Consider the following 24,360-nt stretch of genomic DNA (forward strand, 5'->3'; position numbering starts at 1 on the left):
ACTTTCCCGCCGCCTCGCCTCCGGCGCTGCGGGCCGTCGCCGGCCGCCGCCGCTGCGGGCAGTCGCATGCCGCGTAGCTGCGGGCAGTCGTGCCGCTGGGGCGGCACGGGTGGGCGCAGCGGCACCCCGGTAGCGCCGGGCCGCGCTCCCCACCCCGCGCCGACACCCGCGCCGGGGCACCGCGTGCGGCGCCGGGCCGCGTGACCCACCCCGCGGCCACCCGAACGCCGGGTGCCGGGAGAACACCGGCCCGCGTCAGCCCCGTGGCCCAACCCGACTGGCGTCCGCGTTCCGCCTGCTCACAGCATGGGGCATGACCGAACCACCTGGCGGATCCCCCGGCGGGACGCCGTACGACGACCGCGGGGTGCACGCCCGGCACGGGACGACGCACGGGCCGGCCTCCGCGCGGCCGGAGCCGGAGCCCGAGCCGGCCTTCGAGGGGCCGCTGCACCTGCTGTCCCGCGCCGCCTGGCAGACCGTGCTGTTCACCGGTGTCGCCTCACTGATCCTGGGCGTGCTGGTGCTCGTCTGGCCGGGTGCCTCGCTGCTCGCCGCCGGCGTGCTCTTCGGCCTCTACCTCGTCATCAGCGGCGTCCTCCAACTGGCCGCCGCCTTCGGCACCCACCGGCGCACCTCGCTGCGCGTGCTGGCCTTCATCAGCGGCGCGGTGTCGATCCTGCTGGGTCTGTTCTGCTTCCGCGGTCCCCTGCAGTCGGTGCTGCTGCTCGCGCTCTGGATCGGCATCGGCTGGCTGTTCCGCGGCGTCACGCAGATCGTGGCCGCCGCGCACGACCCCGCGATGCCCGCCCGCGGCTGGCAGATCTTCCTCGGGGCCGTCACCGTCGTCGCCGGCATCGTCCTGATCGACTCGCCGGTCGAGTCGGCCACCGTCCTGATGCTGGTCGGCGGCTGGTGGCTGGTCGTCGTCGGGGTCGTCGAGATCGTCACGTCGGTGCGGCTGCGCGGACGGGCGCGCCAGGTCCCGCGCACCCTGTGAGCGGCGTCCGCCCGGAACCGCCTACGCCGAGCGGGCGGTTCTCGGGTCCGGTGCGGTGGACGGCGTACGCCGGGCGGGGACAGGAGTGAGATGAGTCCCGCCGCCCGTGCCGCCCGCCTGCGGGTCCTCGTGCTGCTGCTGGCCCTGATCGTGCCCTGCTCGCACATGACGGTCCAGGCGGCGCCGGTGACGGTGGCGGCCGGTGCGGTGGGGGAGTACGACCACCTCGACTCCGCGCTGAGGGTCGCGGCCCGCAGCGGCCGCCGGGCCACCGTGGCGCGGCCGGTTCCGCCGTCCTTCGTGGCGGACCTCGTGTCGCTCCGGTCCGATGCTCGTCCCGAACGGGCCGCCGGCCTTCCCCGTGGCCCGCGTTCCGTGGTGCTGCGCTGCTGATCGTGCCCGATCGCCGGACACGAACACGCTGCACACCAGGAACGAGGAATCGCCATGCCCAACGACCCCTACGCCGTCCTGCGCGCCCTCCTGCGCGCCGAGGCCGCCCGCCGTACGCCCAAGCCCGGTACCGCGCCGCAAGCCGAAGAACGGCGGCTGCCCGCGCGGGAACGGAGGCGCGGCTGACGCGAGCCCCTTCGGGCGGCGGGGCGGTCACCCACCGTTTCCGCCGCCCGATCTCGCGGCGCCGTTGCCGATTGATCCGGTTTACGGCGTCTTTTCCGGCGCCGCACTCCGGCGCCATGGCTGCGCCCGCAACGTCCGGGCCGGTAGGCTTTCCGTGTGATCTTCAAGCGCATCGGAAACGGCCGGCCGTACCCCGACCACGGCCGGGAAAGCACCCGGCAGTGGGCGGACGTCGCGCCGCGCCCGGTCCGCCTCGATCAGCTCGTGACGACCAAGGGCCAGCTCGACCTGGAGACGCTCCTGGCCGAGGACTCCACCTTCTACGGCGACCTCTTCGCGCACGTCGTGAAGTGGCAGGGGGACCTGTATCTGGAGGACGGTCTGCACCGGGCGGTGCGGGCCGCGTTGCAGCAGCGCCAGGTGCTGCACGCCCGGGTGCTCGAACTCGACTGACGGGCTTCCGCTTGACCCTTTCGGGTTGCCTTGCGCCGAACCGCGGAACGTCGACTGATCATCTAATAGGCATCACCGCTCCGGCGCACTACGCTGCGCCCATGAGCATGCTGACTCCTCCCGGCATGGGTGGCCAGTACAAGATCACGGGGGACAAGTACCCGCGGATGCGCCCGGCCCGGCGACGTGGCCGGCTCGCGTTCGCCGGCGTCGCCTGCGTCGCCGTTCTCGGCGTGCTGGGCTGGGGCACGCTGCAGCTCATCGACGTCTTCACCGGCGGCGACAAGGCGTCGGCGGCCGGAGCCGCGGACTGTGTGACCAGCGCGAGGGCTAGCGCCTCGCCGGCTGCCGCGGTGCTGCCGAAGCCCGGTCAGGTCACCGTCAACGTGCTCAACGCGACGACCCGCAGCGGTCTGGCGCAGAAGACCGCCGACGAGCTGAAGAAGCGCGGCTTCCGCGTGGGCGAGGTGACCAACGCGCCCAAGGAGTACGACAAGAAGGTCACCGGCACCGGCGTCCTGCTCGGCGGTCCGGCCTCCTCGGTGAAGAGCGCGCTCACCGTGCTCGGCACCCAGCTGCCCGGTGCCCAGAGCCGCACCGACGCGGCCCGCGAGGGCGCCGCCGTCGACCTCATCATCGGCAACGGCTTCAAGGGGCTGGCGAAGCCCGCGGACGCCGACGCGGCGCTGGCCGAGCTGACCGCGCCGCGGTCGACGCCCGCCGCGGAGAAGAAGAGCTGCTGAGCAGCGGTACGGGGTACTACTCGGCCGCGCCGTACATGCGGTCGCCCGCGTCACCGAGGCCCGGGACGATGTAACCCTGCTCGTTGAGGCGCTCGTCGACGGAGGCCGTCACGACCGTCACCGGGGTCCCGGCCAGCTCGCGCTCCATCAGCTCGACACCCTCGGGAGCGGCGAGCAGCACCACGGCCGTCACGTCGTCGGCGCCGCGCTTGATCAGCTCCCGGATGGACGCGACCAGGGTCCCGCCGGTGGCCAGCATCGGGTCCAGCACGTACACCTGGCGTCCGGAGAGGTCCTCCGGCATGCGGGTGGCGTAGGTGGAGGCCTGGAGCGTCTCCTCGTTGCGGATCATGCCGAGGAAACCGACCTCCGCGGTCGGCAGCAGCCGGACCATGCCGTCGAGCATGCCGAGACCGGCCCGCAGGATCGGCACCACCAGCGGGCGCGGGTGGGAGAGCTTGACGCCGGTGGTCCGGGAGACCGGGGTGTCGATGTCGACCTGTTCGGTGCGCACGTCGCGCGTGGCCTCGTAGGCGAGCAGGGTGACCAGCTCGTCGGCGAGACGGCGGAAGGTCGCGGAGTCGGTGCGCTGGTCGCGCAGCGTGGTGAGCTTGTGGGCGACCAGGGGGTGGTCGACGACGTGGAGACGCATGGTCACCACAGTAACCGGGGCCCGTGGGGGCGGCGTCCCCGCGGCCGGGGCAAGGCCCCGTGCGCGGGCTCCACTCGTTCGCGGGCGTCAAACCGCCCGGTCGGGGGAAGGTGGGAGAGACGGACGCTGGGTGGTGAGACTGTGGCTGACCGGGACTTCCACGACATGCCGTCCCCCGGTATGGGCGGGGGCGCGGATCGCGGGGCCGAGCCGGAGCGTGAGGCCGAGCGGCGCAAGCGCCGGGCGCAGTTCCTGCGCGAGCTGGCGGAGGCCCGGCAGTTGCGGGACCGGGTGCAGCCGCGCCGCGCCAAGACCGCCCGGCTGCGGCACGCGATGCGCATGCGCACCTTCCGGTGGTAGTCCCCTCCCCGTTCCCCGAAAAACTTCCTGACCCGGCCGGGGAAGATCGCGCGCCGCGCCGACGTTGGTGGTGACGGACGTACCCGGGGACCGCGAGAATCCGCGTACGATCCGCACGTGGCGGCGACGAGAACGCTGCTGGACGGCTGCCCGGGTACGTACCTTCCGGAACGCCGGTCAAAACAGCCGGACACAGGGCGCCGAAGACGTCCCCTGAGTGCCTTGTTTCTGCCACGATTCCGAGTGGGTGGGGCTCGGAGCACCGCTCCCCCGCCCGTAGCCTCCGCCGGGGGGATCCCCAACCGGCACGCCTAGGACCAGTGGGAGAGTCACGGTGTACTTCGCCGCACTGCTCGCGCGCACCGAAGACGGGTGGGAAGCGAGCGACACAGAGCTCGACGATGTGGAAACCCTGTCGGATCTTGCCGACCTGGCCCGGGAGGCCTCTCCCGACGAGGACACGGTGCTCGTGCTGATCGAGCAGGAGGACGCGTGGTTCGGAGTCGTCCGGGTGGACGGTGAGGAGGACCCCCGTATCTACGTCTCGGACGCCGCCGCGGCCGCGCGCAGCAGCTACGGCGAGATCCTGCTCACCGACGAACTCCTCGGCCGGGAGCCGGGGGACGACGGTGACGATCTCGACGCCCTCGACCTCGACGGCACGGAGGACGGCGAGTCCGACGACGACGAGGACGGCGGCGACGGCGCCGACGCGGCCGCCGGCGCGGGCGAGAGCGTTCCGCACGGTCCGGTCGGCGACGCCGAGGTGCTCGACGACCTCGGCGTGAGCGAGAAGGAACTGCGCGCGATGTCCGGGGACGCGGTCGGCGAGATCGCCGAGGCCCTGGGCGCCCTGGACGTCCTGGAGACCGTCCGCTGACCGCGCCGGCCGGGGAGGAACCAGAGGAGGCACCGCCCGATCCGGTGCGCGACCGGTGGCGGGCCGCGATGCGGCTCGCCCTGGCCGAGGCCGGGCGGGCGGCGGGGGACGTGCCCGTCGGCGCCGTCGTGCTGGCGCCGGACGGCCGCACCGTGCTCTCCGCCGGGCACAACGAACGCGAGGCCACCGGGGACCCGACGGCCCACGCCGAGGTCCTCGCGATCCGGCGGGCCGCCCGGGCGCTCGGCGAGTGGCGCCTGTCCGGGTGCACGCTCGTCGTCACCCTGGAGCCCTGCACGATGTGCGCGGGCGCGCTCGTGCAGTCCCGCGTGGACCGCGTGGTCTACGGCGCCCGCGACGACAAGGCGGGCGCGGCCGGATCGCTGTGGGACGTGGTGCGCGACCGGCGTCTCAACCACCGTCCCGAGGTGATCGAAGGCGTGCTCGCGGCCGACTGCGCCCGGCTGCTCACGGACTTCTTCCGCGCTCGCTGACCGGGGGCTCGGACGGCTGTTCGTCGGCCGCGATACCGATTTCTGAGCATGCCGCTCCGTGCTGTAAGGTCTGTCTCGGTAGCGTGTCCGAGCGGCCGAAGGAGCTCGCCTCGAAAGCGAGTGTGGCGCAAGTCACCGAGGGTTCAAATCCCTCCGCTACCGCTTTGCAAGGGCCCCGTCGAAAGACGGGGCCCTTCGTGCGATCATGAGCGGTCGAAGGCGGAGTCGAAAGGGACAGGGGAGGCCGCGGTGGCGGTGAACTCGAAGAAGATCGCCGTCTATGCGCTCGTGGTCTTCGTGCTCTATGTGATCATCACTGATCCGGCCAAGGCGGCCGACTACGTGCAGATAGGTTTCCAGGGCATATCCGACGCGGCGGGCGCCGTGGGCGACTTCATGACCTGGGCCGCCAACGGAGGAGAATGATGATCCGCCACCTCGTGCTGTTCAAGCTGAACGACGGCGTCGGCCGCGACGACCCGCGCGTGGTGGCGGGCGTCGAGGCCTTCCGCGCGCTCGGCGGCCAGATCGACGACCTCCGCTTCTGGGAGTGCGCCTGGAACATCAGCGACCGGCCCATCGCCTACGACTTCGCCATCAACTCGGCGGTGGACGACGCCGACGCGCTCAAGCGCTACCTCGAACACCCGGCGCACCAGGCGGGCGTCGCGCTGTGGCGGGAGTTCGCCACCTGGGTGATCGCCGACTACGAGTTCTAGTACGACCACGGGTCCGCGGTGCGCCGCGGACCCGCCCAACGGCCCCGCACCGGCTCGGTGCGGGGCCGTTCTGCGTTCACTCAACACGACGTTATGCGGTGCTTGCACACAGTGGACATGTCTTGTGATGCTATGACCGCTTTTGACGGATGAGTTGACGGAAGAGTTGACAGATCACGAGGTGGAGTTGACCGTGCCGGCCAGTACTGCGCCTCAAGCACCGCCCGCGCCGCCCGCCCAGGCCCCGGAGGCCCCCGCGCCGCAGCGCAGCCGGGGCGCCGACACCCGGGCCCTGACCCAGGTGCTGTTCGGCGAGCTGAAGGGCCTCACCCCGGGCACGCCGGAGCACGACCGGGTGCGCGCGGCGCTCATCGAGGCCAACCTCCCGCTGGTGCGCTACGCCGCCGCCCGGTTCCGTTCCCGCAACGAGCCGATGGAGGACGTCGTCCAGGTCGGCACCATCGGGCTCATCAACGCCATCGACCGCTTCGACCCGGAGCGGGGCGTGCAGTTCCCGACCTTCGCGATGCCCACGGTGGTCGGGGAGATCAAGCGGTACTTCCGCGACAACGTGCGCACCGTGCACGTACCGCGCCGGCTGCACGAGCTGTGGGTGCAGGTCAACAGCGCCACCGAGGACCTGACCACCGCCTTCGGGCGCTCCCCGACCACCGCGGAGATCGCCGAGCGGCTGCGCATCACCGAGGAGGAGGTGCTGTCCTGCATCGAGGCGGGACGGTCGTACCACGCCACCTCGCTGGAGGCCGCCCAGGAGGGCGACGGGCTGCCCGGACTGCTCGACCGGCTCGGCTACGAGGACCCGGCCCTCGACGGGGTCGAGCACCGGGACCTGGTGCGCCATCTGCTCGTCCAGCTGCCCGAGCGGGAGCAGCGGATCCTGCTGCTGCGCTACTACAGCAACCTCACGCAGTCCCAGATCAGCGCGGAACTCGGCGTCTCCCAGATGCACGTCTCGCGGCTACTGGCGCGTAGTTTCCAGCGGTTGAGGTCCGCGAACCGGATCGACGCGTAAGCTCGGCGGAGACTCCGGGCGGAGTCGAAAGCGCGAGCGAGGGGTCACCGGCGAGAGCGAATCGCTCACCAGGGCCGTTGCGGACGGAATCGGGCTGAAAGCCCATCAGACCCCCTGTTTCCAGGGGGTATTCGCGTCTCGGATGTCGACATGTCACTACAGCGCGTTGCCGACATGTGACATTCTGCCGGAGACGCGTTTGCCGGAGCTTCGGCTCCGGTATTCAGGTGAAGGCTGCGTTCCCGGCGTGGGAGCGTGTGCCGCGACCGTCCCGCGACCCAAAGGGGGTGGCATGTCCGCAGAACAGGGCAGCTCGAAGGTGCTCGCGCTCGCGGAGAGCGAGACCGCGCCCGACTCGATCGAGGCGTTCGGCCCCGTCGAGCCCGTCGGCCCCATCGACTCCGTCGGCCCGGCCGGCTCCGTCGACGACGCCCGGGCCGGCGACGCCGTGCCGGGCCTCGACGCCGTGCCGGCCCAGACCGTCCCGGCCGCGGAGGCCATCGACACCCGCACCCTGTCCCGCTCCCTGTTCCTGCGGCTCGCCGCCCTCGACGAGGACAGCCCCGAGCGTGCCTACGTCCGGGACACCCTGATCGAGCTGAACCTCCCGCTGGTGCGCTACGCGGCCGCGCGCTTCCGGTCCCGCAACGAGCCGATGGAGGACATCGTCCAGGTCGGCACCATCGGCCTGATCAAGGCGATCGACCGCTTCGACTGCGAGCGGGGGGTCGAGTTCCCGACGTTCGCCATGCCGACCGTGGTCGGCGAGATCAAGCGGTTCTTCCGGGACACCTCGTGGTCGGTGCGCGTCCCGCGGCGCCTCCAGGAGCTGCGCCTGGCCCTGACGAAGGCCAGCGACGAGCTGTCCCAGAAGCTGGACCGCTCCCCGACGGTCGGCGAGCTGGCCGCAGTCCTCGGCGTGTCCGAGGAGGACGTCGTCGACGGTCTGGCCGTCGGCAACGCGTACACCGCCTCCTCGCTGGACTCCCCCGCCCCGGAGGACGATGGCGGCGAGGGCTCGCTGGCGGACCGCCTGGGCTACGAGGACACCGCGCTGGAGGGCGTGGAGTACCGCGAGTCCCTCAAGCCGCTGCTGGCCAAGCTGCCGCCGCGGGAGCGGCGGATCATCATGCTGCGCTTCTTCGCCAACATGACCCAGTCGCAGATCGGCGAGGAGGTCGGCATCTCGCAGATGCACGTCTCCCGGCTGCTCACCCGGACCCTGTCGCAGCTGCGCGAGGGCCTCATCTCCGACTGACTCCCCGGCCCGCGGGGGCCGGCAGGCAGCGCGGCGACCGCCGCGGCACCTCGGGGGTGCCGCGGCGGTCGTCCACGTATGCGCCGGTCCGGCCGCAGGGGCCGGTGCCGTTCCTAGCCGAGCGCCAGCCAGGCCACCGCCGCGACGACGATCACGGCGGCCACGATGCCGACGATCAGGCCGACGCGGGGCCCGGAGGAGGCGGCGGGGGCCGCCTGCCGGCTCTGCGGGGCGTCGTCGACGAACGCGCGGAACATCTGGGTGCTGCCTGCGGGGTCGTTATTGCCCTGGGGGCCCTGGGTGTTAGCCATGGGCCGAGACACTAGCGAATCCGCGAGTGCGGCCCAAGTGCGGGGCTGCCGAGTCCTCTTGACCCGGCCCACCCCTTATCACCTGCGCATTTACTTTCGCAATACTTGCCTTTGCCAACTTTTTATGCCGGACCGGCCGTTTTTGTTTGCCTGTAGCAACTAACTGATCCTATGGTTGCCCTAAGCAACGAATAGGGAGGTGCGCATGGCCGAGAAGGCGCAGTACGAGGAGCTGATCCGCCAGTTCAGCGCCTTCGGCGCCGTGAAGCGGGAGATGGGCCGGCTGCTGCCGTCCGACTGCCCCGGCGGGTCCGTCGCCGTACTGACACTGCTCGGCCGCCACGGGGACATGCGCATGAGCAAGCTCGCGGAGCTGCTCGCCGTGGACATGTCGGTCACCAGCCGCCACGTCGCGCACGGCGCCGAGCGGGGCTGGATCGAACGCCTTCCCGACCCCGCGGACAAGCGCTCGCGCATCCTGCGCCTGACGCCCTCGGGGCAGGACCAGCTCGACGAGATCGCCGAGCGGACCACCCAGCTGCTCTCCCACCGGCTGAGCGACTGGACCGACGACGAGGTCGGCCAGCTCTCCCGGCTCATGGCCCGGCTCCGGGCCAGCTTCGACGACTGCCGGGCACCCGCGGCCCGGCCTCCCGCACTGTCCGGGGACGAACAGTCCACCCGTACACCCGCGATCACCACGTAAGTAAAGGAAGTCCATGGCAACGACCACACCAGCCGGTGTGCGGGCTCATGCCAAGCACGGGGGAGGCTCCTCCGGAGACGCTCCGATGACGCACCGGCAGATCATGGAGGCATTGTCCGGGCTGCTGCTCGGCATGTTCTGCGCGATCCTGTCCTCGACCATCGTCACCAACGCCCTGCCCGAGATCATCGGTGACCTCGGCGGCGGCCAGAGCGCCTACACCTGGGTCGTCACGGCCTCGCTGCTGACGATGACCGCCTCCACCCCGCTGTGGGGCAAGCTCGCGGACCTGTTCAGCAAGAAGGCCCTGGTCCAGATAGCCCTGATCGTCTACGTCGTCGGCTCCGTCGTGGCCGGTCTGGCGCAGAACCCCGCGATGCTGATCACCGCGCGGGCCATCCAGGGCCTGGGCGCCGGCGGTCTGTCCGCCCTGGCGCAGATCATCATGGCCGCGATGATCGCCCCGCGTGAGCGCGGTCGCTACTCCGGCTACCTCGGCGCCACCTTCGCGGTCGCCACCGTCGGCGGTCCGCTGCTCGGCGGCGTCATCACCGACACCAGCTGGCTCGGCTGGCGCTGGTGCCTCTACGTCGGCGTGCCCTTCGCGATCCTCGCGCTGATCGTGCTGCAGAAGACGCTGCACCTGCCGGTGCTCAAGCGGAAGGTCAAGGTCGACTGGGCCGGCGCCTTCTTCGTCACCGCGGCCGTCTGCCTGCTGCTCGTCTGGGTCACCTTCGCCGACGACAAGTACTCCTGGATGTCGTGGCAGACCGGTGCCATGGTCGGCGGCGCGATCGTGCTGACGCTGATCTTCCTCTTCGTCGAGTCGAAGGCCAGCGAGCCGATCATCCCGCTGCGCCTGTTCAAGAACCGCACCATCACCCTGGCCTCGCTGGCCTCGCTGTTCGTCGGTATCGCGATGTTCGCGGGCACCGTCTACTTCAGCCAGTACTTCCAGCTGGCCCGGGACAAGTCCCCGACCATGTCGGGTGTCATGACGATCCCGATGATCGGCGGTCTGTTCGTCTCCTCCACGGTCTCCGGTCAGATCATCACCAAGACCGGCAAGTGGAAGGGCTGGCTGCTGGCCGGCGGTGTGCTGCTGACCGCGGGCCTGGGCCTGCTCGGCACCATGCGCTACGACACCCCGTACTGGCACATCGCCATCTTCATGGCGCTGATGGGCCTCGGCGTCGGCATGATGATGCAGAACCTGGTGCTCTGCACGCAGAACCAGGTGGCTCCGAGCGACCTGGGTGCCGCGTCCTCCACGGTCACCTTCTTCCGGTCCCTCGGCGGTGCGGTGGGCGTCTCGGTGCTCGGCTCCGTGATGTCGACCCGGATCAGCCACTACGCCTCGGACACCATCGGCTCGCTCAGCCCGCAGGAGCAGGCGGCCGCGGCCAAGGCCTCCGGCGGCGGCTCGATCCCCGACATGGACCTGCTGCCCCCCGGCATCCGTGAGTGGCTGGAGAGCGCCTACGGGCACGGCATCGCGGACATCTTCCTGATCGTCGCGCCGATCGCCCTGCTCGCCTTCCTGGTGACGCTGTTCATCAAGGAGGTCCCGCTGCGGACCAAGGGCGCCCTCGCCCAGGCCGCGGAGTCCTCGGCCGAGTCCGCCCCGCCGGTGGCGGGCACCCCGGCGGAGGCCGTCCGCGTCGCCGACGAGCCGGTCCCGGCCGGTGCGATGGCGGCCGTGTCGGCCACGCCGTCCGGCAACCCGGCCACCTCGGCCGTCTCGGACACCTCGGCCGCCCCGGCCGCCGGACCGGCCGCCACGCAGCGGCTCGCCGCCGTCGCCACGACGACCGGCTCCGGTGAACCGCAGGCGCCCGTCTCCGGCGGCATCGCGGTGCGCGGCTTCGTCCGCGGTGCCGAGTCCGCCCCGGTCCCGCAGGCCGCGGTCACGCTGATCTCGCTGGCCGGCCGTCAGCTCGGCCGGTCCGTCGCCCAGGCCGACGGCTCCTACGCCGTCGACGCGCCGAGCGCCGGGTCGTACGTGCTGATCGCCTCCGCCGACGGCTTCCAGCCGCAGGCGTCGACGATCGTCGTCAACGACGAGCCGGTCGCCTACGACATCCTGCTCAGCGGCACCAGCGGGCTCACCGGCCTGGTCCGGGCCATGGAGAGCGGGACGCCGGTCAAGGACGCCATGGTGATCGTCACCGATGTGCGCGGCGACCTGCTGGCCAGCGCCACCACCGGTGAGCAGGGCGAGTTCGCCTTCACCGAGCTGGTGCCGGGCACGGTGACCGTCGCGGTCAACGCGGCCGGCTACCGGCCCCGCGCCCTGCCGCTGGAGGTCGGCGGCACCGGCGTCACCCGCGTCGAGGTCGACCTCCAGGCCGGGGCCCAGGTCCAGGGCGTCGTGCGGGCACCGCACGGTCCGCTGGCCGACGCCCGGGTCACCCTGGTGGACGCGGCGGGCAACGTGATCGGCACGGCCACCACCGGTGCGGACGGGGCGTACGCCTTCACCGACCTGGACGCCGGTGAGTACACCGTCATCGCGACCGGCTACCCGCCGGTGGCCACCGCCCTGACGGTCGCCGGCCCCGGTACCGACGGCCACGACATCGAACTCGCCCACCCCGGCGAGTAGCGAAACCCCGGCCCGTGGTGGCGTGCGCGCTCTGAGCGGAGGTGCGCCCGCCACCACGGGCCGGTTTCTTTACGACCACTTTCTGAGCCTTTGCAGGGAGAAAACGGGATGGGACTGACCGCGAGGATCCGAACGCGGGACGGATGGGCCGTGTCGCACGCGGTCGTCACGGTGACCGACATGACCGGCACGCAGGTGCTGCGTGCCGAGGCGGACACCGAGGGGGCCGTGCGGGACACCACCGCGCTGACGCCGGGGGCGTACACCGTCATCGTCACCGCGGTCGGCTACGCGCCGGCCGCCGCCAGCGCCATCGTCACCGCCAGCGGCCGGGCCGAGGTCGGCACCGTGACGCTGGCCCGCCAGGGCGGCACCGAGCTGCCGCCGCCGGGGCCGTGGACGGTCGACCCGGCGCACTCCACCGTCGCCGCCGTCGCCCAGCACCTGGGCATCTCCAGCGTGCGCGGCCGCTTCACCGACTTCGCCGCCACCGTCGAGATCGCGCCGGACGACGTCACCAAGTCCCGGGTGGAGGCGGTGATCCAGGCGGCCTCGATCGACACCGGCAACGGCATGCGCGACACCCACCTGCGCTCGGCCGACTTCCTGGACGTCGAACGGTTCCCGGAGATCACCTACCGCTCCACCGGCGTGAGCGAGGCCGGCCCCGACCGCTGGACCGTGCACGGCGAGCTGGGCCTGCACGGGGTCGTCCGGGAGGTCGACCTGGACCTGGCCTACCTCGGCACCGGCGCCGACCCCTGGGGCGGCACCCGGGCGGCCTTCCGCGCCACGGCGGAGCTGCACCGCGAGGACTTCGCCATGAACTACAACCAGGTCGTCCAGGCCGGCATCGCCGCCATCGGCACCACGCTCCGGGTCGAGCTGGACATCCAGGCGGTCCAGGGCGAGTCACTGCCGGCGGTCTGAGGCACCGCCGGACGCCCGGGCCACCACCTGGGCGCACAGGTCTCGGAGCTTGACGTTCCGCTCCTGTGAGGCCCGGCGCAGCCGCTCCAGGGCCCGGTGGGCGTCGATGCGCTCCCGGGCCATGAGCATGCCGACCGCCTGGTCTATGACGCTGCGGGAGAGCAGGGCGGTGCGCACGTCGGCCGCCGAGGCCTGCTGCCGTTCGATGCGCAGGGCCTCGTTCACCGCGTCCGCGGCCCGTTCCGCGAAGGCACGGGCCGCGTCCAGTCCCCGGGCCAGGGAGTCCGGCTCCAGGCCGTAGAGGTTGAGCGCGGCACCCGTCTCGCCCTCGACGGGCAGCGGCAGCGCCAGCACACAGCGGACCCCGGTGGCCAGCGCGTACTCCGTGTACGCGGGCCAGCGGGTCTCGGCCGCCAGGTCCGGGGAGTACTGCGCGCTGCCCGACTCGGCGGCGTCCACGCAGGGGCCGGAGCCGTTCTCGTACTGGCGCAGGTCCAGGCCGGCGGGCAGGCCGGTGCTGCCCGCCAGGGTCATCAGCCGGTCGGCGCGGCGCACCGTGACCGAGCAGGCCACGGCACCGGGCACCTGGACGACCGCCCGGTCGGTCAGATCGCGCAGCAGGGTGTCGAGGCCCCGGCTGCGCGCCATGGCGTGATCAAGCGGGTCCTTGTTCGGGCCCGTCGCCGGGCCGGTCGTCTGCTGGGTCATGACCGTACGGATTGCCCGTCACCGCTCGGTCACGCCTCTGCCGCCCGTGCCGGAATTGGCGTCCACGATGCGCCGGGCCAGGTCGCGCAGCTTCACGTTCTCCCGCTGGGAGGCCTTCACCAGGGACTCGAAGGCACCGGCCGCGTCGATGTCCAGGCGCTCCATCAGGATGCCGGTGGCCTGGCCGATCAGGTCTCGGGTGCGCATCGCCTCGGTGAGCTGCTCGCGCACGGTCGCCGAGTCCAGGGCGAGGGAGACGTGCGCGGTGAACAGCCGCCCGACGCGGGTGGCGTCCTCGTCGAAGGCCTGCGGCTTGCGGGCGTACGCGGTCAGCACGGTCAGCCGGCGCCGGTCGGCGCGCAGCCGCAGGGACAGCGCCGAACGCAGGCCGAGCCCGGACAGGACGTTGCCGTCGCCGTCGGCCTCGCTGTCGTCCGTGCGCACCACGGGGGTGGTCCACAGGCGCTCCCAGTCCGGGTGCGGGGTGTGGCCGCCCTGCCGGGGCTCGACGGCGAAGCGCACGGTCTCGTCGGTCCAGGCCAGGGAGCGCAGGCGGCCGCCGCGCTGGATCTCCGCGATGCCGGCGTGCTCGGCCTCGGGCAGCAGGCGCACCGCCAGGGTGACGGCGGTGGTCATGGTGTCGTCGGGGGTGTCCGTCCCGTGCAGTTCGCACGCCGCCGCGGTCAGGGCCTCGGCCAGCTCGAAGCCCACCGGAAAACGCGGCAAATCAGTAAATTCGGACGCAGCCACCACGAACCTCTTCGGCAAGCGCGGCCTCACGGCCGTGCGCAGGAGAGCTCCGCAGCACATTCCCGACTGCGAGCACAGGACGAACAGCACTTTAGCTGCTCGGTTGCGTGCCGGTGACGCTCGGCCGACGCTCCGGGCGGCCGGGCGACCGGTGAGGGTTTCGCCCCGTCCCGTCGCGTGGTGCAATGGGGACCGGGTCAGGAAGAGGCCCGGCCGGAAGCCCGACGGACGTCTGTCAGGTGAGTGCTGTGACCTTCCTCCCCCAGCCCTGCGAGCCGTGTGAGCCGTGTGATCCACCCGGCTGCGCCGTGCTCGCGCTGCCCAGCGAGATCGACTTCTGCAACGCCTCGGGGCTGCTGCCCCTGATCACGACCGCCGTGGAACAGCGCGCGGACGGACTGCGGCTCCTCGTCCTGGACCTGTCCGCGACCCGTTTCATGGACTCCCAGGGCGTCCGCCTGATCGCCGCCGTGCGCCGTCGGCTGCCCGACCGCACCCTGCTGCGCGTGGTGGCCGCCCCGAGGGGCGTACCGAGCCGCGTCCTGGAACTCTCCGGCCTGCGGCGCGACGTGCCGGTCCACGACGACCTCGCGGACGCGCTGCGACCGTAGCGCGGGGCGGCGTCCTAGGCTGGCGGCATGGCACCGAACATCGCGACGAACACCCGTGTCTCCCTGGCCGAGTTGCTGGACTTCGTACGCCCCCGGCACCGGGCGGTCCTGCTCACCCGGCGGGCCGACGGCAGCCCCCAGGGGTCGCCGCTGACCTGCGGGGTCGACGACTCCGGCCGGATCGTCGTCTCGACCTACCCGGAGCGGGCCAAGACCCGCAACGCCCGCCGCGACCCGCGGGTCAGCCTCATCGTGCTCAGCGACGAGTGGAACGGCCCGTGGGTCCAGATCGACGGCACCGCGGAGGTCGTCGACGCGCCCGACTCCGTGGAACCGCTCGTGGAGTACTTCCGCAACATCTCCGGCGAGCACCCCGACTGGGACGAGTACCGGCAGGCCATGGTCAAGCAGGGCAAGTCCATCATCCGGGTGACGCCGGAGAAGTGGGGTCCGGTGGCGACGGGCGGCTTCCCGGCCCGACTGGCGGCGGACGAGTAGCGCCTGTCCGGCGGGACGAGCCCCAGGGCGTGGACCCCCGGCGGACACCGGACTCCGCCGCCCGCGCCCTGCGGCTGAACGCCGGCGCCCGCGGCTGCGGCCGAGGGGGCGTCGGTGGTGCCTGCGGCCGCCGGCCGCCGCCCGGACGTACGGCTGAGGCCGCCGGCCGGGCGGGGATGCGGGTGCGGGCCGTCGGCCGCCCGGGGGTGCGGGTGCGGGCCGTCGGCCGGACGGGGGAGCGGGTGCGGGCCGTCGGCCGGACGGGGGTGCGGGTGCGGGCCGTCGGCGGCGTGCGGCCGGGATGCGGATCTGGCGGGACGTGCTCTGCCGAGCACCGACGGCCGGGGTGCACGGCAGAGCGCCGTCAGCCGGGTGTACGGCAGAGCGCCGTCGGCCGGGTGCACGACACAGCGCCGTCAGCCGGGTGTACGGCAGAGCGCCGTCGGCCGGGGATGCGGATACCGGCCGTCGGACGCGGTGGCGGATGCGGGCCGTCACCTGGGGTGCGAATGTGGGCCGTCGGGCTGGGTGTGGGCCGTTGGGCTGGGGCGGGTGGTGGGGGTCAGGGGCGTTCGACCATGGCGTCGATGCCCGCGATGAGCAGGTCGAGGGCGAACTCGAAGTCGCGGTCCAGCATCTCGGCGACGGTGTCGCCGCCCCGGGCCGCCATGATGTCCTGGGCGTCCTCGATGACGCCCACGCTGTCCGGCATCTCGGTCACCGCGCTCATCGAGTCCTCGAAGTACTCGTCCGGGCTCAGCCCGGTGTCCGCCACCCGGGCGAGGAAGCGGCCCTCGATGGTGCCGTAGCCGTAGACGAACTGGAAGACGGCGGAGATCGCGCCGGTCAGGCGGTGCGCGGGCAGCCCGCTGCGGCGCACGACGTTCTGCACCGACCGGGAGAACGCCAGCGAGTGCGGCCCGATGTTGAGGTAGGTGCCGACCAGCCGGGCCGTCCAGGGATGGCGCACCAGCAGCGCCCGGTTCTCCCGGGCCAGCGCCCGCAGCTCCTCGCGCCAGTCCAGGCCGGCGTCCGGGTCCGGGTGGCGCAGCTCGCCGAAGACGGCGTCCAGGGCGAGTTCGAGCAGCTGGTCCTTGGTGTCGACGTACCAGTAGACGGACATCGCCGTGACGTTCAGCTCGGTGGCCAGGCGGCGCATGGAGAACCCCGTCAGGCCCTCGGCGTCCAGCAGCCGGACGGTGACCGCGGTGATCCTGTCCCGGTCGAGCCCGGACGGCTGCCGCCCGCGGCGCGCGGTGCGCCGCCCCTCCCCCGACAGCCACACGCTGTCCCGCGGCCCCTCCCGCCCTGCCTTCGCCATGCGCACCTCTCCCTCGCCTCATGAAACGCCGGTCGGCGAAGCGCCCCATGAGGGGCGCGGGACCGCATCATTGTGCGGCTCCGCCGCGCGGGCGCGAGCAACCGCGAACAGACCCGCATCCGCGTCGCAAGCAGCCCACCCGGGCCCTCAGGCGCTCACAACCCCCGAGTCTGCCCGCTCCGCCCTCCGCAGCAACACCGCCGCCACCACCCCGCCCAGCAACACCGCCACCGCCCCCACCAGCTGACTGCTCTCCACTCCGGAGGAGAAGGCGTCGAGCACCCGCCCCCGCTCCGCCTCGCCGTCCGCCGAGGCCAGCGCCGCCGGCAACGACGTCGCCGCGACCGGCGCCAGCGCCGCGAACCGGGAGTTCAGCACCGCCCCGAGGACGGCCACGCCCAGCCCGTTGCCGAACTCCGCCAGCGTGCCGTTGACGCCCGCGCCGACCCCCGCCTTGGCCGGCGGGATCGCGCTCATCAGCGCATGGGCCATGGCCGGATTGCCGAGCGCGCACCCCACGCCGATCAGCACCAGCCCCAGCAGCGTGCCGGCGTAGCCCTGCCCGGTCAGCGTGGCGATGGCCACCAGGCCCGCCGACATCAGCACCATGCTCAGCAGCACCCCCACCGGCGTGCCGAGCCTGGCCAGCCACTTCGCCGCCACCCCGGAGAAGTTCAGCAGCACCACCGTCAGGGCCAGCGGTGCGGTCCGCAGCCCGGCCTCCAGCGGGCCGTACCCGAGGACGAACTGCAGGTGCTGGGTGAGCAGGAACAGCGCCCCGCCCATCCCGAAGGTGATCAGCACCAGTCCGGCCACGGCGCCGGTGAACCGCTGGTCGCGGAAGAAGCTGAGGTCGAGCATCGGGTACGGGACGCGGCTCTCCCAGTAGGCGAAGAGCGCGAGCACCCCCGCGGCGACGGCGGCGGTGGCCAGGACCCGCGCCGACGTCCAGCCGTGCTCCGGGCCGGAGATGATCGCGTAGACCAGCGCGGCCATGCCGATCGTGGACAGGACGGCGCCGAGCAGGTCGGGCCGGTCGCCCTGCCGGTTCTTCGACTCCGGGACCAGGGTCACGACCGCGACCAGGCCGAGGGCCACCACCGGCAGGTTGATCAGGAAGATCGCCCCCCACCAGAAGTGGTCGAGCATGAAGCCGCCGATCAGCGGCCCGCAGGCGAAGCCGAGCGCGCTGACCGCGCTCCAGATGCCGATCGCCTTGGCGTGCTCGGCGGGCGCGAAGATCTGCATGACCACGGCGAGCGTGGTGGTCAGCAGCAGGACGCCGCCGATGCCCATGCCGGCCCGCGCCGCGATCAACTGGCCGGTGGTGTCCGCGAGTCCGGCCGCCAGCGACCCGATGCCGAACAGGGCGAGGCCGGTGGCCAGCATCTTCTTGCGGCCGTACCGGTCGGCCGCGCTGCCGGCGGTGAGCAGCAGGCCGGACTGGACGAGCGAGTAGGCGTTGATCATCCACTGGATGTCCGACGTGGCCGCGCCCAGCTCGTCGGTGAGCGAGGGGATCGCCACGTTCAGCACGGTGTTGTCCAGGACCACGGTGAGCTGGGCGAGGCTGATGACACCGAGGATCAGCCAGCGCTGCGGATGGCCCTGGAACGGGGGTGCGGTGTCCCGTTCCTTGGCGGATTCCTGGGGTGACGTCGTCATGTTGTACAGCGTATAGGACTCTCCTATACGCTGTACAACGGTTGCGCGACCTGTGGACGGAGGCGGCGGTCAGGTCGTCGGCGACGTCAGGTCGTAGAAGGTGGCCGAGCCGGCCGTCACCTCCTTGAAGTTGGCCTCGACCCACTCGGTGATCTGGGACGCGGTGCCGGAGTCGCCGCCCATGCCGCCCCCCGTGCCGCCGCCGATGAAGTAGTGGATCCGGCCGTCCGCCACGTACTGCTTGAACTGGGCCAGGGTCGGCGACGGATCCGTGCCGTTGAACCCGCCGATCGCCATCACCGGGTCACCGGTGCTGAGCTGGTAGCTCGCGGCGTTCTGGGAGCCGATCGCGGCAGCGGCCCAGGTGTACGCGTCGGCGTCGGTCTCCAGCAGCTTCTTCGCCTCGACGCCGACTTCGGCGCCGTTGAGCAGGCCGCCCATGCCGCCGCCGCCCGCGCCCATGCGGCCGCCCTCGCCGGACGGGCCGCCGGTCGCGCCGCCGTTCCGGCCGTTCGGCGCCTGGCCCGTCTGCCCGTTCTGGCCGTTCTGGCCGTTCTGGCCGTTCGGCGTCTGCCCGTTCTGGTTGGTGCCCCCGCCGCCCGGGGCCGTGCCACCGCCGGGGAAGCCGCCGCCCCCTGGAGCGCCCTGGCCCTGGCCGGGTGCGGTGCCGCCGCCCGGGAAGCCGCCGCCCCCGGGGCCACCGCCCCGGCCGCCGCCGGGGCCGCCGGGGCCGCCGCCCATGCTCGCGCCGGCCGGGCCGGCCGTGACGATGGAGCCGCTGTGCCCCTCCCGCACGGTGCTCAGCGTGTACGCGGTGGGCGCGGCCAGCGAGGCCACGAGGCCGAGTCCCGCCGCGGCGAGGGCGGTGCGCCGCCCCAGCCGGCCGGCGAAGACCAGCCCGAGCGCGGCGAGCAGGCCGCCGACCAGGACCGGCAGCCTCAGCCAGGGGAGGTAGTCGGGCGTGCGGTTCAGCAGGACGTACCCCCAGGCCGCGCTCGCCGTGACGGCGGCGGCGAGGGCGAGCGAAGCCCACGGCCGCGCGCGGCGTTCCCAGAGCGTCGCTGCGCCCATGCCGATCACGGCCGCCAGGTACGGCGCCAGGGCCACCGTGTAGTACTGGTGGAAGATGCCCGCCATGTAGCTGAAGACGGCCGTCGTCATCAGCAGCGAGCCGCCCCAGACCAGCAGGGACGCGCGCGCGGTGTCCGTGCGGGCGGCCCGGCGCGTGGCGAGCAGGCCCGCGACGAGGAGGATCAGGGCGGCCGGGAGCAGCCAGGAGATCTGGCCGCCGATCTCGGAGTTGAACATCCGGTCCCAGCCGGTCTCGCCCCACTGCCCGCCGCTCCCGCCGCCGGGACCGCCCCCGCCGCCGACGCTGCCGGTCTCCTCGCCGTTGAGGCGGCCGAGGCCGTTGTAGCCGAACGTCAGCTCCAGGAAGCTGTTGTTCTGCGAGCCGCCGATGTACGGGCGGGACGAGGCCGGCCACAGCTCGACCACCGCGACCCACCAGCCGCCGGAGACGACGATCGCGGCGGTCGCCAGCGCGAGCTGGCCGAGGCGCTTCCTGAGCCGCACCGGTGCGCAGACGCCGTAGACCAGGGCGAGCGGGGGCAGGATCAGGAAGGCCTGGAGGGTCTTCGCCAGGAACGCGAAGCCGACGGCGACGCCCGCCCACACCAGCCACTTGGTCCGGCCGTCCTCCAGCGCCCGTACGACGAGGTAGCAGGCGACGGACATCAGCAGGGCGAGGAGCGCGTCCGGGTTGTTGAAGCGGAACATCAGCGCGGCGACCGGCGTGAGCGCGAGGACGGCGCCCGCGATCAGCCCGGCCGCGGGGCTGAACCGGCGGCGCACGGCCGCGTACACGACGGCGACCGTGCCCACCCCCATCAGCACCTCGGGGACGAGGATCGACCAGGAGGAGAGGCCGAAGATCCGCACCGCCAGCGCCATCGGCCACAGCGCGGCCGGGGGCTTGTCCACGGTGATGGCGTTGCCCGCGTCGAGCGAGCCGAAGAAGAACGCCTTCCAGGACTGGCTGCCGGCCTGTACGGCCGCCGAGTAGAAGGAGTTGGCCCAGCCGGAGGCGCTCAGGTTGCAGAGGTAGAGGAGGGCGGTGGCCAGCAGGAGGCCGAGGAAGGCGGGGCGCACCCAGCGCGGGTCCTCGGGGCGGCCGCGCCACACCCGGCCGAGCCGGGGCCGCCGCGCCCGCCGGGGCTGCCGGTGGGCGGCGGGCGGCGGCACCGCGCCCTCGGGGACGGGGGCGGGTGGGCCGTCGGCGGCCGCGATCGGGTCGTAGTGCGTCGTCATCGGGCGTCGCTCCAGTCACGCTGCGGGTCCGGAAGGCGGGGTTCCGAGGGGTGGGGTTCCGAGGGGTGAGGTTCCGGGGCGGGGGCCGCGGGCGGCGCGTCCGGGAACACCCAGGCGCGGAAGAGCAGGAAGCGCAGCACGGTGGCCGCGAGGTTGGCGGCGATCAGCACCGCCAGCTCGGTGGAGTGGTCGGGGTCGGTCGTCGCCGCGCTCAGGGCGGCCAGCGAACCGCTGGTCAGCGCGAGGCCGATGCCGAACACGACCAGCCCCTGTGCCTGGTGCCGCACGGCGCCGCCCCGGCCCCGCACCCCGAAGGTCAGCCGCCGGTTGGCGGCGGTGTTGGCGACCGCCGAGACCAGCAGCGCGAGCGCGTTGGCGAGCTGGGAGCCCGCGAAGTGCCGGAAGCCGCTGTAGAGGAGCAGGTAGAAGAGGGTGGACAGGGCGCCGACCACGCAGAAGCCCACGAGTTGCCGGGCCAGCCCCTGCGGTACGCCGGTCAGGTCGCGGTCGCGCGGGTCGTCGCCGAAGGGACGCGCCAGCCGGTCCAGCGGCAGCGAACCGGTGGCCAGGGCCTTGCCGACCCGCCACACGCCCTTGAGGTCCTCGGTCGCCGTGCGCACGATGTGCACGGTGGAGTCCGGGTCGTCGACCCAGTCGACCGGCACCTCGTGGATCCGGCACCCGGCGCGCTCGGCGAGCACCAGCATCTCGGTGTCGAAGAACCAGCCGGTGTCCTCCACCAGCGGCAGCAGCACCTGGGCCACGTCCCGGCGGATCGCCTTGAAGCCGCACTGCGCGTCCGAGAAGCGGGCCTGGAGGGAGCCGCGCAGGATGAGGTTGTAGGTACGGGAGATGAACTCCCGCTTGGCGCCGCGCACCACCCGTGAGCTGCGGGCGAGCCGGGAGCCGATGGCGAGGTCCGAGTGGCCGGAGATCAGCGGCGCCACCAGCGGCAGCAGCGCGTTCAGGTCGGTGGAGAGGTCCACGTCCATGTAGGCGAGGACCGGGGCGTCCGAGGCCGACCAGACGGTCCTGAGCGCCCGGCCGCGCCCCTTCTGCTCCAGCCGGACGGACCTGACCGCCGGGAAGTCCGCCGCCAGGCGGGCCGCGACCTGCGGGGTGCCGTCCGTGGAGGCGTTGTCCGCGACCGTGATGCGGAAGGCGTACGGGAACGTCCGGGTGAGGTGCTCGTGCAGTCTCAGGACGCACGGCCCGAGGTCCTTCTCCTCGTTGTAGACGGGGACCACTACGTCCAGGACAGGCGTACCGGCTCCTGCGGCCGGGAGGTGCTCCCGCGCCGGCAGGGAGCCGGGAGAAGAGTCGGTTCGCATGGGACCGACTCTTCTCAACTCCCCTGTCGCACCCGTGTGGTGGAACTGTGCTGTGCCTGTGAGTGCGCCGGGGCCTCCGGTCGGCCCTCTTCGGCGGCGGGCAGGTACACGGTGAAGGCGGTCCGCCCCGGCGCGCTGTCGACCGTCACGCCGCCGCCGTGCGCGGTCGTCACGGCCTGCACGATGGCGAGTCCGAGACCCGTCGAGCCGGTCGCGCGGGACCGCGCGGAGTCCCCTCGCGCGAAGCGCTCGAAGACGTGCGGCAGCAACTCGGGCGGGATACCGGGCCCGTTGTCCACTACGTCCACGCACCACCACGCCCCGTCGCCGCGCACGCGCGCGGTGACGGTCGTGCCCGGCGGCGTGTGGCTGCGGGCGTTGCCCAGCAGGTTGACCAGCACCTGCTGGAGCCGGGCCGGGTCCGCCCGGACCAGGGCGGGCTCGTCGGGCAGGTCGAGCCGCCAGGTGTGGTCGAGACCGGCCGCGCGGGCGTCGCTGACGGTGTCCACGACGAGCGGTACGAGGTCGGTCGGCCCGAACTCCAGCGGCCGCCCGGCGTCCAGGCGGGCGAGCAGCAGCAGATCCTCGACCAGCAGGGTCATGCGGCCGGCCTCGGACTCGATGCGGCGCAGCGCGTGCCGGGTGTCGGGGCCGACCTGCTCGCGCCCCCTGCGGGTGAGTTCGGCGTAGCCGCGGATGGAGGCGAGCGGGGTGCGCAGTTCGTGGCTGGCGTCGGCGACGAACTGCCGTACCCGCGTCTCGCTCCGCTGGCGGGCGTGCAGGGCTCCGTGCACGTGGTCCAGCATCCGGTTGAGCGCGGAGCCGACCCGGCCGACCTCGGTGTGCGGGTCGCACTCGGACTCCGGGACCCGTTCGTCGAGGTTCACCTCGCCCGCGTGCAGCGGGAGTTCGGAGACCCGGGTCGCGGTGGCGGCGACCCGGCGCAGGGGGCGGGTGGCGACGCCGACGATGACGGCCCCGGCGAGCGAGGCGGCGACGAGTCCGGCGGCGGTGACGCTGGCCTCCACGAGGACCAGGGTGCTGATGGTGGCGTCGACGTCCGAGGTGGGCAGGGCCGCGTAGTAGCCGTCGTGGTACTCGACGCGGTAGTCGCCGAGGCCGGGGATCTCGACGGTGTGCGCGTCGCCGTCCCGGGGGACGGAGGCGAGCGCGGTGCGCTGGTCCTCGTCGAGGGAGACCGCGGTGGTCCGGCTGGGGTCCGTGCTCTCGTCGTCCCTCTCACCGTACTTGGCGTCGACGACGGCACCGTCCTGCGTCTCGGCGACGATGGTGTCGCGCGGCTGCGGGCCCCCGTGGGTGACGAAGTCGTCGAGGTCCATCCGCTGCTTCACCCCGCCGCCGGGGCCGGGGTCGCCCGGTGGGCCGAAGCCGGACACCCGGGCCGCGACCTCGCGCACCTGTCCGTCCAGCTGCTCGTACAGGTGCGAGCGCAGCGCCACCGTCGTCACCGTGCCGATCACCGCGCACACCACCGCGATCAGCGCCACCGACGCGACGACGAGCCGCGTCCGCAGGGTCCGCGGCCGCGGTCGTCGCCGCCGGGTCATGACGCCGCGGGCTTGATCAGGTAACCGGCGCCGCGCCGGGTGTGGATCATCGGCTCGCGGCCCGCGTCGATCTTCCGGCGCAGGTAGGAGATGTACAGCTCGACCACGTTGGCCTGGCCGCCGAAGTCGTAGGACCACACGCGGTCCAGGATCTGCGCCTTGCTCAGCACCCGCCGCGGGTTGCGCATGAGGAAGCGCAGCAGCTCGAACTCGGTGGCGGTGAGGTGGATGCCGTCGCCGCCGCGGGTGACCTCGTGGCTGTCCTCGTCGAGGGTGAGGTCGCCGACGACGAGTACGGAGTCGGAGCGCCGGTCGGCGGCGCCCGAGCGGCGGATCAGCCCGCGCAGCCGGGCGACGACCTCCTCCAGGCTGAACGGCTTGGTGACGTAGTCGTCGCCGCCCGCGGTCAGCCCGGCGATCCGGTCCTCCACGGCGTCCTTGGCGGTCAGGAACAGCACCGGCACGTCCGGCAGGTCGCGACGCAGCCGCCCCAGCACGCTCAGGCCGTCCATGTCGGGCAGCATCATGTCCAGTACGACGGCGTCGGGCCGGAACTCGCGCGCGGTCTGGACGGCGCCGTGGCCGTCCCCCGCGCTGCGGATCTGCCAGCCCTCGTAGCGCAGGGCCATGGACAGCAGTTCGGTGATGGACTGCTCGTCGTCCACTACAAGCACCCGGACGGGGCTCCCGTCCGGCCTCAGCAGTTCGGTGCGCCCCTGGGGCGAGGTCGTGGTCATAGCGGACACGATGTCGGGGCGCTCTGAGAAGGCTCTTTCTCCAAGCTGTGATTTCTCTGAGAAACGCGCGGGCTCGGCGCCGGGGGGCGCCGGAGTGCCGCCGGGGGCGCGGGGTGTCGGCGGGGCCTGGGGGGTCGG

Annotated in this window: 27 protein-coding genes and 1 tRNA gene; 18 read left to right on the plus strand and 10 right to left on the minus strand. The window is 72.8% G+C overall.

Going from position 1 to position 24,360, the window contains the following annotated elements; genetic code table 11:
- Positions 1 to 313: 313 nt before the first annotated feature.
- The 5 genes from K7854_RS03535 to K7854_RS03550 all read left to right on the plus strand — a co-directional run bounded on the left by K7854_RS03535 (position 314) and on the right by K7854_RS03550 (position 2,775).
- Positions 314 to 1,000 carry an HdeD family acid-resistance protein gene (locus K7854_RS03535; protein WP_226024874.1) on the plus strand — a complete coding sequence of 229 codons (687 nt, stop codon included), beginning with the start codon at positions 314 to 316 and terminating at the stop codon, positions 998 to 1,000.
- 90 nt (positions 1,001 to 1,090) lie between these two features.
- Entirely contained in the window at positions 1,091 to 1,393 is a 303-nt protein-coding gene (locus K7854_RS03540; protein ID WP_226024875.1) for a hypothetical protein, read from the plus strand.
- A 54-nt stretch (positions 1,394 to 1,447) separates the two neighbouring features.
- Positions 1,448 to 1,579: a hypothetical protein gene (locus K7854_RS37430; protein WP_264086880.1), complete on the plus strand. Its 132-nt coding sequence runs from the start codon at positions 1,448 to 1,450 to the stop codon at positions 1,577 to 1,579.
- Positions 1,580 to 1,735: 156 nt separating this feature from the next.
- Positions 1,736 to 2,032, plus strand: coding sequence for a type II toxin-antitoxin system VapB family antitoxin (locus tag K7854_RS03545; RefSeq protein ID WP_003999914.1), 297 nt, complete (start codon positions 1,736 to 1,738; stop codon positions 2,030 to 2,032).
- Between the two features lie 125 nt (positions 2,033 to 2,157).
- On the plus strand, positions 2,158 to 2,775 hold the full coding sequence (locus K7854_RS03550) for a LytR C-terminal domain-containing protein (protein WP_226025079.1): 618 nt from the start codon (positions 2,158 to 2,160) through the stop codon (positions 2,773 to 2,775).
- 16 nt (positions 2,776 to 2,791) lie between these two features.
- Here K7854_RS03550 and upp read toward each other — a convergent pair whose 3' ends face one another.
- Positions 2,792 to 3,427 (minus strand): uracil phosphoribosyltransferase, encoded by a 636-nt coding sequence (gene upp, locus K7854_RS03555; protein ID WP_226024876.1) that lies wholly within the window; start codon positions 3,425 to 3,427, stop codon positions 2,792 to 2,794.
- Between the two features lie 165 nt (positions 3,428 to 3,592).
- On the opposite strand from upp, the gene K7854_RS03560 reads away from it, so the two are divergent.
- The 8 genes from K7854_RS03560 to K7854_RS03595 all read left to right on the plus strand — a co-directional run bounded on the left by K7854_RS03560 (position 3,593) and on the right by K7854_RS03595 (position 8,171).
- A complete protein-coding gene (locus K7854_RS03560) occupies positions 3,593 to 3,787 on the plus strand; it encodes a hypothetical protein (RefSeq protein WP_226025080.1) in 195 nt (64 codons plus the stop codon).
- A gap of 334 nt (positions 3,788 to 4,121) precedes the next feature.
- Positions 4,122 to 4,667 carry a tRNA adenosine deaminase-associated protein gene (locus K7854_RS03565; RefSeq protein ID WP_226024877.1) on the plus strand — a complete coding sequence of 182 codons (546 nt, stop codon included), beginning with the start codon at positions 4,122 to 4,124 and terminating at the stop codon, positions 4,665 to 4,667.
- A gap of 68 nt (positions 4,668 to 4,735) precedes the next feature.
- Complete coding sequence (gene tadA, locus K7854_RS03570) at positions 4,736 to 5,161, plus strand: tRNA adenosine(34) deaminase TadA (protein ID WP_226025081.1); 426 nt, start codon at positions 4,736 to 4,738, stop codon at positions 5,159 to 5,161.
- 77 nt (positions 5,162 to 5,238) lie between these two features.
- Positions 5,239 to 5,323, plus strand: a tRNA-Ser gene (locus K7854_RS03575).
- An 87-nt stretch (positions 5,324 to 5,410) separates the two neighbouring features.
- A complete protein-coding gene (locus tag K7854_RS03580; protein WP_226024878.1) occupies positions 5,411 to 5,587 on the plus strand; it encodes a hypothetical protein in 177 nt (58 codons plus the stop codon).
- Complete coding sequence (locus tag K7854_RS03585; RefSeq protein ID WP_087808485.1) at positions 5,587 to 5,880, plus strand: Dabb family protein; 294 nt, start codon at positions 5,587 to 5,589, stop codon at positions 5,878 to 5,880. Before K7854_RS03580 ends, K7854_RS03585 begins: the two co-directional genes overlap by 1 nt.
- A 193-nt stretch (positions 5,881 to 6,073) precedes the next feature.
- Positions 6,074 to 6,913, plus strand: coding sequence for an RNA polymerase sigma factor SigF (locus K7854_RS03590; protein WP_226024879.1), 840 nt, complete (start codon positions 6,074 to 6,076; stop codon positions 6,911 to 6,913).
- Between the two features lie 292 nt (positions 6,914 to 7,205).
- Positions 7,206 to 8,171, plus strand: a complete 966-nt coding sequence (locus tag K7854_RS03595; protein ID WP_226024880.1) for an RNA polymerase sigma factor SigF — start codon at positions 7,206 to 7,208, stop codon at positions 8,169 to 8,171.
- A 113-nt stretch (positions 8,172 to 8,284) separates the two neighbouring features.
- On the opposite strand, the gene K7854_RS03600 is transcribed toward K7854_RS03595, so the two are convergent.
- Positions 8,285 to 8,482 carry a hypothetical protein gene (locus tag K7854_RS03600; RefSeq protein WP_052836884.1) on the minus strand — a complete coding sequence of 66 codons (198 nt, stop codon included), beginning with the start codon at positions 8,480 to 8,482 and terminating at the stop codon, positions 8,285 to 8,287.
- Positions 8,483 to 8,687: 205 nt separating this feature from the next.
- Here K7854_RS03600 and K7854_RS03605 point away from each other — a divergent pair, with 205 nt between their 5' ends.
- The 3 genes from K7854_RS03605 (at position 8,688) to K7854_RS03615 (ending at position 12,723) form a co-directional block, all read left to right on the plus strand.
- Positions 8,688 to 9,188, plus strand: coding sequence for a MarR family winged helix-turn-helix transcriptional regulator (locus K7854_RS03605; protein ID WP_226024881.1), 501 nt, complete (start codon positions 8,688 to 8,690; stop codon positions 9,186 to 9,188).
- An 85-nt stretch (positions 9,189 to 9,273) separates the two neighbouring features.
- On the plus strand, positions 9,274 to 11,793 hold the full coding sequence (locus tag K7854_RS03610) for an MFS transporter (RefSeq protein WP_486389161.1): 2,520 nt from the start codon (positions 9,274 to 9,276) through the stop codon (positions 11,791 to 11,793).
- Between the two features lie 108 nt (positions 11,794 to 11,901).
- Entirely contained in the window at positions 11,902 to 12,723 is an 822-nt protein-coding gene (locus tag K7854_RS03615) for a YceI family protein (RefSeq protein ID WP_226024883.1), read from the plus strand.
- Here the strand turns inward: K7854_RS03615 and K7854_RS03620 are convergent.
- Together K7854_RS03620 and K7854_RS03625 are read right to left on the minus strand one after the other, a co-directional pair.
- The gene (locus tag K7854_RS03620; RefSeq protein ID WP_226024884.1) at positions 12,706 to 13,431 is read right to left on the minus strand and encodes a GAF and ANTAR domain-containing protein; all 726 of its coding nucleotides are present in this window, start codon (positions 13,429 to 13,431) and stop codon (positions 12,706 to 12,708) included. The two genes, K7854_RS03615 and K7854_RS03620, sit on opposite strands and share 18 nt — an antisense overlap.
- Before the next feature lie 18 nt (positions 13,432 to 13,449).
- On the minus strand, positions 13,450 to 14,157 hold the full coding sequence (locus tag K7854_RS03625) for an ANTAR domain-containing protein (RefSeq protein WP_226024885.1): 708 nt from the start codon (positions 14,155 to 14,157) through the stop codon (positions 13,450 to 13,452).
- Between the two features lie 272 nt (positions 14,158 to 14,429).
- On the opposite strand from K7854_RS03625, the gene K7854_RS03630 reads away from it, so the two are divergent.
- The gene (locus tag K7854_RS03630) at positions 14,430 to 14,792 is read left to right on the plus strand and encodes an STAS domain-containing protein (RefSeq protein WP_226024886.1); all 363 of its coding nucleotides are present in this window, start codon (positions 14,430 to 14,432) and stop codon (positions 14,790 to 14,792) included.
- A 27-nt stretch (positions 14,793 to 14,819) separates the two neighbouring features.
- Positions 14,820 to 15,290 carry a PPOX class F420-dependent oxidoreductase gene (locus K7854_RS03635; RefSeq protein ID WP_226024887.1) on the plus strand — a complete coding sequence of 157 codons (471 nt, stop codon included), beginning with the start codon at positions 14,820 to 14,822 and terminating at the stop codon, positions 15,288 to 15,290.
- Positions 15,291 to 15,852: 562 nt separating this feature from the next.
- Here K7854_RS03635 and K7854_RS03645 read toward each other — a convergent pair.
- From K7854_RS03645 to K7854_RS03670, 6 genes are all read right to left on the minus strand, one after another.
- Positions 15,853 to 16,611 (minus strand): TetR/AcrR family transcriptional regulator, encoded by a 759-nt coding sequence (locus tag K7854_RS03645; RefSeq protein WP_226024888.1) that lies wholly within the window; start codon positions 16,609 to 16,611, stop codon positions 15,853 to 15,855.
- A 147-nt stretch (positions 16,612 to 16,758) separates the two neighbouring features.
- Positions 16,759 to 18,276, minus strand: a complete 1,518-nt coding sequence (locus K7854_RS03650; protein WP_226024889.1) for an MFS transporter — start codon at positions 18,274 to 18,276, stop codon at positions 16,759 to 16,761.
- A 69-nt stretch (positions 18,277 to 18,345) separates the two neighbouring features.
- Positions 18,346 to 20,586, minus strand: a complete 2,241-nt coding sequence (locus K7854_RS03655) for an ArnT family glycosyltransferase (RefSeq protein WP_226024890.1) — start codon at positions 20,584 to 20,586, stop codon at positions 18,346 to 18,348.
- On the minus strand, positions 20,583 to 21,917 hold the full coding sequence (locus K7854_RS03660; protein ID WP_226024891.1) for a bifunctional glycosyltransferase family 2/GtrA family protein: 1,335 nt from the start codon (positions 21,915 to 21,917) through the stop codon (positions 20,583 to 20,585). Before K7854_RS03660 ends, K7854_RS03655 begins: the two co-directional genes overlap by 4 nt.
- 14 nt (positions 21,918 to 21,931) lie before the next feature.
- Positions 21,932 to 23,485, minus strand: coding sequence for a sensor histidine kinase (locus K7854_RS03665; protein WP_226024892.1), 1,554 nt, complete (start codon positions 23,483 to 23,485; stop codon positions 21,932 to 21,934).
- Positions 23,482 to 24,222, minus strand: coding sequence for a response regulator transcription factor (locus K7854_RS03670; RefSeq protein ID WP_226024893.1), 741 nt, complete (start codon positions 24,220 to 24,222; stop codon positions 23,482 to 23,484). Before K7854_RS03670 ends, K7854_RS03665 begins: the two co-directional genes overlap by 4 nt.
- Between the last annotated feature and the right edge of the window lie 138 nt (positions 24,223 to 24,360).

Source organism: Streptomyces hyderabadensis, from assembly GCF_020404845.1.
GTDB lineage: Bacteria > Actinomycetota > Actinomycetes > Streptomycetales > Streptomycetaceae > Streptomyces > Streptomyces hyderabadensis.